The organism is Antarctobacter sp., assembly GCF_965277915.1.
Taxonomy (GTDB): domain Bacteria; phylum Pseudomonadota; class Alphaproteobacteria; order Rhodobacterales; family Rhodobacteraceae; genus Antarctobacter.
In genome coordinates this window covers 2,291,044-2,303,377 of sequence record NZ_OZ255849.1, presented here as the reverse complement: position 1 = coordinate 2,303,377, position 12,334 = coordinate 2,291,044, and the positions used below count along the sequence as shown (strand labels likewise).

The window sequence follows — 12,334 nt, the reverse complement described above, 5'->3', positions numbered from 1 at the left end:
TTGAAACTTGGCTCTTAATCTCAGGGATTTGAGGCGGTTTCGACGGATGTTCCGAGCCGCTGGCGCAGTTCTTTCCAGAGCATGGCGCCAAGCGTCGCGTTGCCGTGCAGGATGTCGTCGCGTTCCTGCCGCCCGCCTTCCGCAAGTCGGGGGCCTGCCCGCATCAGGTCGAACCGTGTCAGGCAGCCTTGGCTGCGCGTGTCCATGGGGTGTCGAAGACAGGTGGCGCCATCTATCTTACTGAAAACGCGTTTGTATGCGGCGTGCAGATCCTCGGAGAGGGCAGTGCCGTCGCTGCTCCTGACGAAGCGGCGAAAAACCGGGTACTTGCCGTCGATCTGCAACAAGGCGTCCGAGGGCAATGGTTGTGCCACGACCACCGTTGTGGAGGGCGTGGGGCGCCGGGGCCGTCGGCCATCGCCCGGGCCAAGGCCCGCGCGCCCGAAGGCCAGCCGGACACCGCATGACCCTGCTGCAACCGCACGGCGGCAAATGCCTCTTCGTGCAGTCCTGCGTCCTCGAGCAGCTGGCGCGGTTGCCGGGCGTGTAGATGTTGCCGTAGCGGGCTGAGGCCAAGCCATAACCGTGTCGTCGGGCGACCTCTGGCGGCAAAAGGGCCGGGGCAGGTTCCGCCTCGACCAGTTTCAGCGTCGAGGCGCGGATATAGGTGGCGATGCTCTGTGCGAAACAACTGCCTGCCGTGGCGATGCGCATCCCGGGCCGCAGCGCAAACTTGGGCGCGTATAGCGCGGCCAGGTGAAGACCCCCGCGGCACGGCTGGGTTTCCAGAACGCCTGAGGGGGCAGGGCGGAACTAGGCATCATCGCAGGTTGGGCCGCTTACGGTGCCAAACCAAGGCAATTTCGAAGAAATGCTGTGGCGCAGCCCGTTTGGCGGCGCCCTACGAGCAAATTTGCGATTTGTTTCGAATGATTCGGGTTTCCATCACCATTGCCTGTCGACGCCATTGCTCAATCCCGTAGCGGTTGCAGGATTGATGCACGGTCCGCGACAGTCCAGTCGGAACTGTGGCGAAAACCGGGAGCGCGGCCGACCGGAATGGGAGCTTCCTTAACTGTTCTCCAATTGATGACAGTGGTTGCTCATAAATTGACCGTGTGCACTATATATAGTGAGTGATGTTGACGTCGGCGCCTTCAGTAGGATGTCATTGTTTCATTTTTCGCCAATGTTTTTGTCTCAATCCGTGGCGAATTCACTGAAAATCCCCAGAAAATTGTCCATTTCGCGGCAGGACTGGGCCCTCATATGCCATTTTCTGCTTCTCGGAACTGGGTGGGCAACGTATTAGTTTCGCAAGCCCAACTGGGGGAGGGTGAAGTCTGCTGGCCACGGGGGCGGCCGCTGAAACGCTTGCATCCAGGATGCGAGGTGAAGCGAGGATGGAGAACCATCCGTGCCGTAAAGGTGCCTTTGTCTGCGTCACGACGCGGGCCAAGGGCGCGACCACTTCGCATAGACACTGGATTGGCGGGCACTCGGATTTGAGGGCAGTGCCGGGGGCATCGCCTTTTCAACGACGCGGGACGATGTCCTCCGTCTGTTACGGAAGAAGGTCGGAAGACATGGCTGATTTGGTATTGGAATGGGGGGCTCTTGGTCCGTTTGGCACCAACGTGCCGGATGCGGACGGGGGCGTGTCCGCAACGGTGGACGCAGGCGGCGTGGCCGTCGACATTTCGTTCGACGCGATCGAGGCAGGTGCGTCGGCCTACACATACAACTCTCCCGGTTACGTCGCTCCGGACGAATCCTTTTCGAACCAGTCATTCCTCAAGCTCTTCGGTGAAGGCGAGGTCGGTGGAACCGAGACGTCGACCACGGTGCTGGACTTTCGCGCCACCAACACCGATCTCTACACCGATGCGGCACAGAATGTCTCGTTCCGCATCAACGACATCGACACCGGAGCGGGCGGCGACTTCTTTGAAATCGGGGCGGGCTTCGAGGACGTTCTAAGCGTCACGGCCTTTGCGCCCGATGGCACTGAAGTGCCCGTGGCCCTGACCCTTGGTTCCGCCGTGACCAACACCGGCGGTCTGCTCGGCGGCCTTGCAGAGACAGGATTCGAGGATCCGACCTCGTCGGTCCTTGTCGAGATAGACGGCCCCGTGGCCAGCATCCGGATCGAATACGCCAACGGTGCGGCCAGCCAGCAGGGCATCACCGTCTCGGACATCGAATTTTCGACCGTGGACGCGGTTGACGCAAACCAGGACCCAGACGCAGTCGACGACAGCGCGACCACGATAGGCGGTACGCCGGTCGACGTCGCGCTGTTGGCCAATGACACGGATCCCGACGGTGATATACTGACCGTCACCGGCATCACCCCGGCGGCCAATGGGTCCGCCGTTCTGAACGGCGACGGTACCGTTACGTACACGCCGGACGCCGGCTTCGTGGGCGATGACACGATTTCCTACTCCATCTCCGATGGCAACGGCGGGTCCGATACCGGCGTTGTCACGTTCACCGTGGCGGATGATGGCGTGCCGCGTATCGACACCGACGTCTTCCCGGTCGCTCCCGGTGACCAGCCACTGGATCCGCTGGACGGCCTCGACCAAGACCCTGATCCGTCGGACGACCTCGACAACATCGCGGGCGATGGCTCTGCCGAACTGATCGAGACGGGAGACGACGCCGACACGATCTCTGCCGGCGGTGGCGACGATACGGTGAATTCGGGCATCGACGACGACCTTGTCGATCTTGGAAGCGGCAATGACTCGCTCTTCGACGTGCAGGGGGCTGATACGATCTATGGCCGGGCCGGTGACGACACGATCATCGCGGGCACGGATACCTTCTCGGACTACGAAGGCGACGATCCCGCGTTTTTCCCGGGGACGCCGCTCAACGATCTCGGCTTTACCTCGGACCCGAACCAGGAAGACGGACGCGACTACGTCGAAGGCAACCGCGGCAACGACTACATCGTCACCGGTGACGACAGCGACACCATCGACGGCGGCGGCGAGAACGATACGCTGGATGGCGGCATCGACGACGACCTCATCATGGGCGGCCAAGGCGACGACTCTCTGATCGGTGGCCACGGATCGGACACGCTGGACGGCGGCCAGGGCAACGATACGCTGGACGGGTCGAACCTTGCGGCGCTGGAACTGACCGACGACATCGACCCCAACACAGAAAACGACCGTGACCTGCTGCAGGGCTTTGTTGGCAACGACTCGCTGATCGGCGGGGATGATGACGATACGTTGATGGGCGGCTCCGGGATGGACACGCTGGACGGCGGCATCGACGACGACATCCTGATGGGTGGCAACGACAATGACACGCTGATCGGCGGTCAGGGCAACGACACGCTGAACGGTGGATCTGGTGACGACAGCATCATGGGCGGCAGCGATCGGGACGTGATCGTGGTCGACAGTGCGGCGGACGGCATCGGCGATACGGTCGATGGCGGCTCGGGCGGTTTCGTCGACCAGGTCAATCCCGAGGATCCGCCGAACCAGGACTACGACGTCCTGGACCTGTCGGGCACGGGTGCGCAGGATGTCGACTGGCGCATTGTCAACACCGTGGCGGACAGCAACGGCAATGGCCTGGACGGAACCATCGAGTTTCTGAACGCGGCCGGTGACGTGACCGGCACGATGGACTTCTTCGAGATCGAGGAAATCGTGCCCTGCTTTACGCCCGGTACGCTGATTGCCACGCCACAGGGCGAACGCCTGGTCGAAGAGCTGAAGGTCGGTGATCGGGTCATCACCCGCGACAACGGCATCCAGGAAATCAAGTGGGTCGGCCGCAAGGACCTGACCGGCTTTGATCTGGCGCGCAAGCCGCACTTCAAGCCGATCCTGATCCAGCAAGGGGCCTTGGGCAACAACCTGCCAGAGCACGACATGCTGGTCTCGCCGAACCATCGGGTCCTGGTGGCCAATGACAAGGCCGCGCTTTACTTCGAAGAGCGCGAGGTTCTGGTCGCGGCCAAGCATCTGACGGGTCTGGACGGCGTGGACGAGGTCGAGGCGAACGGTGTCTCCTACATCCACGTGATGTTCGACAGCCATGAGGTCATCCTGTCGAATGGTGCCTGGACCGAGAGCTTTCAACCCGGCGATTACAGCCTCAAGGGCATCGGCAACGCGCAGCGGCAGGAAATTCTCGAACTCTTCCCCGAGTTGGAAAAGGCCGAGGGTCTCAAGGCCTATGCATCGGCGCGTCGCTCGTTGAAAAAGCACGAGGCGGCACTGCTGACCCAGTAAGGGTTTCGCCGACACGGAGTTTGCAGCCTGTTCCGGCGCGTGACAATCCTCTCGCCCGGAACGGATAACACGGGAGCGGGGCGGCCTTGACCGCCCCGTTTTCTGTTCCTGTCATGGATCCGTCGAACCCGTCTGACAACGTCTGAGGCGGTTGAGGAACGCCTTCTAGAGGTCTGAAATTACAAGCGGCTCAACCTGTCAGGCAGGCGTCGTCCTGAGAGGCTCTCCAAGCGCGCCAGGCCTCTGGCGTGTCCAGATCCGTCAATGCCCGACGATCGGGCAGCGGGATCTGGCGGAGCCTGTGTGCGTTTGCCTTCAGGACGTCCCGTGCACCCTGGTCACCGGTCAGTGTTTGCAAGGCCATGAAGCAATCCTGCGGGAACAGGACCGGGTGGCCTGGCGTACCGTCCGCGGCCGTGGCCTGTTGCAGCATCGGGAAGGGAACGGATTGAAAGCTCTTGATAAGCTTTTGAATATCCTCGGTTTCGATCTCCGGCATATCGGCGGGCAAAATGACCATCGCCTTGATGCCGCGTGGGATATGCCCGACGCCCCTGCGGATTGAGGCGGACATGCCAAGTTCCGAGTCCGGAACCACGATCACCTGAACGGGCAGGCCCTGCAGAGCCGCGGCGCGCGGGTGGTCAGGATCAGGAAGGGTCACGGCCACGTGGGCGCCCGTGTCGATCGCCCGCAACGCCTGACGGCGCAGCAGCGGAAGACCATCTACTGTTTCGGTCAACTTGTCGCGGCCACGCATCCGTGAAGATGCGCCCGCGGCGGGGATGAGAATCGAAATATCCAGCATGGTCGAGACACTAACACAGGTTGAGCAAGAATGTGGCGCGTCTTGTGCCAAGTGCGCAACTTTTTGTGTCGTTCGGTCAGCTCTCCGCTATATGCTGCGGCGCAGCAGTGCATGTGCGGCATCAACCGCGCATGCGCTGCCCCTGCGGATCAAAGAGTGGTTCTGTGAGGATCCGCGCCGGGCGCATCTGGCCAAGGATCTCGATTTCCGCGATCAGATTGGCGTCGGCTTTATTTCTGGGAATCAACGCCATGGCGACAGACTTTCCCGCGAAATGTGAATAGCCGCCAGAGGTGCAGAACCCCTGAACCTTGCCATCGATCCAGACCGGTTCATAGGCGTTCACATCCGTATCCAGCGCATCGACTTCGAACATCGCGAGGGTCCGATGCGGCGGTGCGGCGCGCTCGGCCTCGGCGGCGTCGTGACCGATGAAATCGCCCTTGGACCACTGGATGAATCGATCCAGGCCAGTTTCCGCGCAGGTGTAATCAGGTGAGAACTCGCGCCCCCAGGAGCCAAAGAACTTGTCCAGTCGCAGGCTCATCATCGCGCGCATGCCAAACGGTTTCATGCCCTTGGGCGCGCCGGCGTTCCAGAGCGTCTGCCATAGTTGCCGCTGCGCCATCGGATCGCAGTAGATCTCGTAGCCCAGATCTCCGGTGTAGGAGACACGTTGCACGAGACAGTCGTTCATGCCCACCGCCAGGCGACGCACATCCATGAAGCGCATGTCGCTGATATCGGCGCGCGTGCAGGCTTGCAGGATCTCGCGCGCTAGCGGCCCTGCGACCTGGAGGCCTGTGGATTTGTCGCTGATATTTTCGATGCTTACGCTGTCTTCCTGATGTTTCAGAAACCAACGCATGTGATAAGCCTGTGCGGAGTAAGAGGCGGTCAGGCGGAATTCCGTCTCCGACAGGCAGGCGACGGTAAAATCGCCGATGATCCGTCCGGCGGGCGACAGCATGGGCGTCAGGGACATGCGGCCCGGTTCGGGAATGCGGCCGGCCATCATCCGGTCCAGCCAGGCGCGGGCATTGGGCCCGGTGACGCGGTACTTGCCGAAGTTCTGGACCTCGTTGATGCCCGCCGCCTGGCGCACTGCGTGGACCTCGCGCGCCGTGGCGTCCCAGGCGTTGGAGCGGCGGAAGGAGGGTGTTTCGTAGCGCGGCTCACCTTCGGCGGCGAAGTAGTTCACCACCTCCAAACCGTATTGCGCGCCCCAGACCGCGCCCATGCCGTCAAAAATGTCGTACATGGGCGTCGTGCGGTTGGGGCGGGCAGCGGGCAGTTCCTCATTGGGATAGCTGACGGAAAAGCGTTTTTGGTAGTTTTCAATGACTTTCGGCAGGGTGTAGCCCGGCGTGATCCAGTCGCCAAAGCGCGCCACGTCCATCGCGCCGGTGTCGCGTTCGCATTCCCCCTCGACCATCCACTGTGCCAGCATGAGGCCCACGCCCCCGCCCTGACTGAAGCCAGCCATGACACCGCAGGCCGACCAGTAGCCGCGCAAACCTGGGATCGGCCCCACCAGCGGGTTGCCGTCAGGCGCAAAGGTGAAAGGTCCGTGGATCACGGATTTTACGCCGGCACGCTCTAGCACTGGAAAGCGTTTGTACGCGAATTCAATGCTTTGCTCGATCTTGTCAAAGTCGTCTGGCAAGAGTTCATGCCCAAACGCCCAGAGCGTGCCATCCACAGCCCATGGGCGGCAAGGTTGTTCATAGAAACCGATGCACAGTCCGCGCCCTTCCTGACGCAAGTAGCTTTCCCCGGCCGGGTCCATGACATGGGGGTGTTCGGCGTCACGTTCATAGATTTCCGGGGTTTCCTCGGTCACGAGGTACTGGTGTTCCATCGGGTGCAGCGGCAGGTAGACATCGGCCAATGCGCCCACTTCGCGCGCCCAGAGACCGGCGGCATTGACGACATGTTCGGTGTGAATGGTGCCCTTGTCCGTGACAACGTCCCATGTGCCATCGGAACGAGGATTGGTTTCCAACACCTTGGTATGCAGATGGATTTCTGCGCCAGCCATGCGCGCGGCCTTGGCATAGGCATGGGTGGTGCCGGACGGATCGAGGTGTCCGTCCAGCGGATCGTAGAGCGCCCCGATCACGCCGTCGAGGTTCACGATGGGGGCGAGTTTGGCGATTTCTTCCGGTCCGACGATCTCTGTTTCCAGACCCATGTAGCGATGCTTGGCGCGTTCCGCGAGCAGCATGTCGAAGCGGTCGTGGTTGTCAGCCAGGGTGATGCCGCCGACGTGGTGCAATCCGCAGGACATTCCTGTCAGCTCTTCGAGCTCCTTGTATAGGCGGATGGTGTACCCCTGCAGCGCGGCCATGTTTGTGTCGCCGTTCAGCGTGTGAAAGCCGCCTGCCGCATGCCATGTGCTGCCGCTCGTCAGCTCGGATCGTTCCAGCAGCATCACGTCCGACCAGCCCAATTTGGTCAGGTGGTAGAGCACGGAACAGCCGACGACTCCTCCTCCGATCACGACGACTCGGGTAGTGGTTTTCATGATGTGCCTCCATTCGATACGGGCCGCCAGAGCAGCTGCCTGTCCCGCGTATTTGACGAAAGTCGAAGCGAAGGGCGTTGTGAAGGGGCGACGAAATCTGTCGCAAACGGGCATTTTTTGTACGTGTTTGCCGGGCAGGGTGACGTGCAGATTTGCGGAGTGACCCATGCGCAGCCAAGCCCAAGCCGTCGTCATCGGAGGCGGCGTGATCGGATGTTCGATCCTTTACCACCTGACAAAACTCGGATGGAGCGATGTTGTCCTGCTCGAACGTGACGAGTTGACGTCGGGCTCCACCTGGCACGCTGCCGCAAATATCCACGGCCTGCATGACAGCACCAACATCAGTCGCCTACAGCACTATACGATGAGCCTTTACAAGGACCTGGAAGCGGAAACAGGCCAAAGTTGCGGTGTCTTCCAGCCCGGCAGCCTGTACTTGGCCCAGACGGTCGAGCGTGAGCACCAACTCCGCCTGCAGGCCGCCAAGGCCAGGCTGTATGGCATGAATTTCCACGAGATCACCCGGGACGAGGCAGAGCGCCTGCATCCTCTGGTCGATTTCACCGGCATTCGCTGCATCATGTTCGAGCCCGACGGCGGTAACGTCGATCCTTCGGGTGTGACGGCGGCCTACGCGGCCGGCGCACGGCAACGGGGGGCCGAGATCCATCGCTTTACCCCGGTGACCGCGACGGAGCCACAGGCGGACGGGACATGGATCGTGCGCACGACCAAGGGCGATATCGCGACGCCCTGGGTGGTGAACGCCGCCGGACTCTGGGGGCGTGAGGTGGCGGCCCTGGCGGGGCTGAAACTGCCTCTGCAGCCGACCGAGCACCAATATTTCGTGACCGAAACCATTGCCGAGATCGACACGATGGACCGGCGGTTGCCGTCGGTCGCGGACCGGGACGGCGAATATTACCTGCGCCAGGAAGGCAAGGGCCTGCTGATCGGCGCCTATGAACGTGACGTTCGGCTCTGGGCCGAAGACGGCACGCCGCTGGATTTCGCGCATGATCTTTTCCCCGATGACCTGGAACGCATCGAGGACAACATGATGCGCGCCATCGACCGCGTCCCGGCAGTGGGCGCGGCGGGGATCAAGCGGGTCATCAACGGACCGATGATCTGGTCGCCCGATGCCAACGTGCTGATGGGGCCGGTGCCGGAACTGAAGGGCTATTTCTGCTGCAATGGGATCATTCCGGGGTTCTCGCAGTCCGGCGGCATGGGCTTGATGGCGGCGCAATGGATCGTCGAAGGCGAGATGCAATACGACATGTTCGCCTGGGACATGGCGCGGTTCGGTGACTGGGCGGATGAAAAATTTACCAAGGCGCGTGTCATGAACCAATACGCGCACCGCTTTGCCATCCACTTCCCCGGCGAGGAACGCGACGCCGGCCGTCCGGTGCGTGTGCGCCCGGTCTACGAAATGCAAAAGAGAATGGGCGCCAAGTTCGGCCTCAACTATGGCTGGGAACACCCGACCTATTTCGACGCCGACCAGCCCGATACGCTCGGCTTCACCCGGCAGGGTTGGTGGCAGAGCGTGGGCCGCGAAGCGCGTATGCTGCGCGAGACGGGCGGCATCATCGACATCTCGAACTTTGCCAAGTACCGGGTCAGCGGCGCAGGTGCCGAGGATTGGCTGAACTCGCTGTTCGCCAACCGGATGCCGCGCAAGGTGGGGCGTTCCTGTCTGACTCCGTTGATCGGCAAGCGCGGCGGGATCGCCGGGGATTTCACCGTCACCCGACTGGGCAACGAGGAATTCTGGGTGATCGGATCCGGCATGGCCGAGCGTTATCATCGGCGGTTCTTCGCGGATGTGCCCTTGCCCGAGGGGACGACCTACACCTCCATGACCAATGCCATGTGCGGGTTCAACGTGGCTGGGCCGCGCTCGCGCGAGATGCTGGGGCGGTTGACCAACGCCTCGCTGGCCACCGTCGACTGGCCTTTCATGGCCTCGCAGTGGATCGAACTGGCTGGCGTGCGGGTGTTGGCGCTGCGGGTGTCCTTCACCGGGGACCTTGGATGGGAACTGCATTGCGCCGAGGAAGATCAGGCGCAGCTGTACGAGGCTCTTCTGAAAGAAGGTGGCGCCTTGGGGATTGGCCCGGTCGGCAGCCGTGCCTTGATGAGCCTCAGGATCGAAAAAGGCTATGGCTCGTGGAGCCGAGAGTATTCGCCCGAGTACTGGCCGCAGGAGGTGGGGCTGGCGCGGCTGTGCAAGCTGGACAAGGAGTTCCTGAACAAACGGGCGCTCCTGAAGGTGATCGAGAAACCGGCGCGCGAGGAATTGGTGATCCTGGCGCTGGACGAGGATGCGGTGACCGCGTCCAATGCCGATGCCACGGGCGGAGAGCCGATCTTTCGCGATGGACGGGGCGTCGGACGTGTCACCTCGGGCGGCTATGGCTACTCCGTCGGTCGAAGCCTCGCGCTTGGCTATGTCAAGGCGGGTTCGGCGACGCCGGGTGACCGGGTCGAGGTCATGGTGCTGGGCCGTCCGCACGGCGCGGAAATTCTGGCGCAGCCACCATTTGACCCGACCGGAGAGCGTCTGCGCGCCTGAGCCTATCGCATCGCCGGCCAGCCGATTCTGGTTCGCAAGTCGGCGCATTTGTCGGTGCAATCCGCGCTGCACCGGCGCGCACGACCGTCATGTGTGAAGAAATCGCATTTGCCCAGCGTCCCGTCCGCTTTGCAAAAGACCACCATCTCGCTGCCATCGTGCCCCTGCAGGCGGTACCTGGCGATGGCACTTGCGGAATGATAGCGGCAGTCGGCGCCGCTTGTTCGCGGGCCGTGGATGTTGTGGATCTGGTCGAGGTGATGCTCACCGTCCTGCGTGAAATAGGCCGAGACCCCGGTTTCCTTGCCTGCGGCGTAGCGGACCTGTGACCTGATCCGGCCGCCTCCCTGGCCGTCGGCGGGGGCGGCGAAATAGCTGCAAGAGAGATGGTTCTGGTCGTCCCCGGGCGGGATGCGATGGGTCAGGACCTGTCCGGTCAGGTCCGGGTTGCGGGTGGGGCAATTGGGGCCGTCCGGCGATGCAGTGGCACCACCCCCCGTGGCAGTCAGACGGCGGTCCAGCGCGTCGAGTTGGGTGTCAAGGAAGTCGATCCGCTCCTTGATCCGGGTCCGCATCGTCTGTGACCCCTGCAAGAGCCCGCGCACAAGCGTCTCGACTTCGGCCCGGAATTCGGGGCTGTCTATGTCACTGGTGGTGCCGACCTCGAAGAGGGTCAGCGTGACTTCCAGCGCAAGGTCTTCCTTGGTCAACACGCGGGGCGGTCCGCCGGGCGTCAGCGAAGGCAGGATAAAATGGTCCGGATCCTTCAGCATCGGGGCAAGGCGGTCCCGTTCCGCCGTCAACTTGGCCTTTTCCACCGCCAGCAGCTTGTCACGCGCTGCCTTGTTGGCGGCCAGTCGGGCTTTTTGCGCCTCGATCTGATCGTCCAGCCGCCGGGACGCCCGGTTCAGGTCCGCCAGTTCGGCGACCAGCTCATTTTCGCGTCGCACCCGGCCGTGATATTGTCGGATCAACTGGTGTATGTCGGCGCAGGGTGGCGCGCAGTCATCGACCGTGCCGTCTCTCAATCGCTCCAGCGCGGCGCGTTCGGCCAGCAGCGCCCGCATCTGGTTGTTCAGGTCGCGTGAGTTCTGGTTGAAGGCGCGCATGCCCTTGAGCGCCTCGATCTCTGCCGTCAGAGCCCGGATCGCGGTCTCATTGGCTTGCCAGGGTTGGATCCAGGCCTTCCAGACACGCCATTTGTAGGCGCGGATCGCGGTCAGTTCGTTGTCAGCCTTGTCGGTCCTGGTGATCGTTTGTCCGACCTGCTGGCGCAACTGCGCGATGGTTGCCTCGATCTCGGTGTCTGTGTCTGCCCGCGCTGCGCTGGCCAGGAAAAGAAAGACAAGGAAAAGGCCCGGCAAACACATCTTGGAGTGGCGTTTCATCCGCGATGCTCCTTCATTGATCCGCTTGGACGAAGATGCAGGGCGTCAACGGTGCGACGAAGCGCAGGACCAGCCCGCCTGTTGCCGGTTCGCGGGCGACCAGAAAGATCGCGGGGTGATCGTCAAGCATGTCGGCCACCTGGCCAGAGGCACCGGTGCGGGTGATCCGGGCGGCATATTGCCGGGCATAGGCGAGGTAGGCGGCAGGCTGGCCGGGCAGCGCCTTGCCTGCACGTTCGCTTGCGGCCCGTGCCGTTACGCGGGTGGTGAAGGCGGAGCCATCGACCGGATCAGTCCAGATCCCCTTTCCGTCAAAGCCGTCGTCTCTGGCCGTGAACGTCAAGGAAAGTCCGTTGCATCCAATCCCTCGGCCCGCCCACTTGCCCGCTAGGGCGGAGGCCGGAAAGGCGCTGACAGGGCGTGCGGCGGGAAGGGGCGAGGGCACCTCCACCGCCTCTGGGGCAGGGGCAGGGGCACCGCGCAACAGGTCGGTCGGATTGGCAGGGCGGTTGGTTTCTGGCGTGGATGAGGCGGGGCCGTCCTTGAGCAGGCTGTTGATGTCCAGCCCCTGTGCAAGGCGAAGGGCCTTGGGAACATCCGGCTCTGCCACACCGGCCGTCGCGGCAAGGGCAAGCGATGTTGCCAAGTATCGAAGGCCAAGTGTCTGCATCGCGGCGGTCCTCCCGGCCCGGCACGAGCGGGACGGCCCGTGCACGATGGCCACGAGAACAGCCTATCAGGCAGGACAGGGCGGGC

Annotated in this window: 7 protein-coding genes; 2 read left to right on the top strand and 5 right to left on the bottom strand. The window is 62.7% G+C overall.

Features of this window, described 5'->3' with window-relative positions:
- Window positions 1-20: 20 nt before the first annotated feature.
- Window positions 21-344 carry a hypothetical protein gene (locus ACQY5B_RS12040; protein WP_420325098.1) on the bottom strand — a complete coding sequence of 108 codons (324 nt, stop codon included), beginning with the start codon at window positions 342-344 and terminating at the stop codon, window positions 21-23.
- Window positions 345-1,586: 1,242 nt separating this feature from the next.
- On the opposite strand from ACQY5B_RS12040, the gene ACQY5B_RS12035 reads away from it, so the two are divergent.
- A complete protein-coding gene (locus ACQY5B_RS12035) occupies window positions 1,587-4,268 on the top strand; it encodes a Hint domain-containing protein (protein WP_420325099.1) in 2,682 nt (893 codons plus the stop codon).
- Between the two features lie 190 nt (window positions 4,269-4,458).
- On the opposite strand, the gene ACQY5B_RS12030 is transcribed toward ACQY5B_RS12035, so the two are convergent.
- On the bottom strand, window positions 4,459-5,076 hold the full coding sequence (locus ACQY5B_RS12030) for a nucleotidyltransferase family protein (RefSeq protein WP_420328652.1): 618 nt from the start codon (window positions 5,074-5,076) through the stop codon (window positions 4,459-4,461).
- 121 nt (window positions 5,077-5,197) lie between these two features.
- The gene (locus ACQY5B_RS12025; protein WP_420325100.1) at window positions 5,198-7,603 is read right to left on the bottom strand and encodes a GcvT family protein; all 2,406 of its coding nucleotides are present in this window, start codon (window positions 7,601-7,603) and stop codon (window positions 5,198-5,200) included.
- A gap of 166 nt (window positions 7,604-7,769) precedes the next feature.
- Here ACQY5B_RS12025 and ACQY5B_RS12020 point away from each other — a divergent pair, with 166 nt between their 5' ends.
- Complete coding sequence (locus ACQY5B_RS12020; RefSeq protein WP_420325101.1) at window positions 7,770-10,190, top strand: GcvT family protein; 2,421 nt, start codon at window positions 7,770-7,772, stop codon at window positions 10,188-10,190.
- Window positions 10,191-10,192: 2 nt separating this feature from the next.
- Here ACQY5B_RS12020 and ACQY5B_RS12015 read toward each other — a convergent pair whose 3' ends face one another.
- The gene (locus ACQY5B_RS12015; RefSeq protein ID WP_420325102.1) at window positions 10,193-11,578 is read right to left on the bottom strand and encodes a hypothetical protein; all 1,386 of its coding nucleotides are present in this window, start codon (window positions 11,576-11,578) and stop codon (window positions 10,193-10,195) included.
- Window positions 11,579-11,591: 13 nt separating this feature from the next.
- A complete protein-coding gene (locus tag ACQY5B_RS12010) occupies window positions 11,592-12,248 on the bottom strand; it encodes a hypothetical protein (protein WP_421917658.1) in 657 nt (218 codons plus the stop codon).
- Window positions 12,249-12,334: the final 86 nt, after the last annotated feature.

What these genes read in the sequence shown, in the direction of transcription:
- ACQY5B_RS12025 (WP_420325100.1), bottom strand. Translation starts at nt 7,603, where the DNA reads ATGAAAACCACTACCCGAGTCGTCGTGATCGGAGGAGGAGTCGTCGGC.
- ACQY5B_RS12035 (WP_420325099.1), top strand. Translation starts at nt 1,587, where the DNA reads ATGGCTGATTTGGTATTGGAATGGGGGGCTCTTGGTCCGTTTGGCACC.
- ACQY5B_RS12015 (WP_420325102.1), bottom strand. Translation starts at nt 11,578, where the DNA reads ATGAAACGCCACTCCAAGATGTGTTTGCCGGGCCTTTTCCTTGTCTTT.
- ACQY5B_RS12020 (WP_420325101.1), top strand. Translation starts at nt 7,770, where the DNA reads ATGCGCAGCCAAGCCCAAGCCGTCGTCATCGGAGGCGGCGTGATCGGA.
- ACQY5B_RS12010 (WP_421917658.1), bottom strand. Translation starts at nt 12,248, where the DNA reads ATGCAGACACTTGGCCTTCGATACTTGGCAACATCGCTTGCCCTTGCC.
- ACQY5B_RS12030 (WP_420328652.1), bottom strand. Translation starts at nt 5,076, where the DNA reads ATGCTGGATATTTCGATTCTCATCCCCGCCGCGGGCGCATCTTCACGG.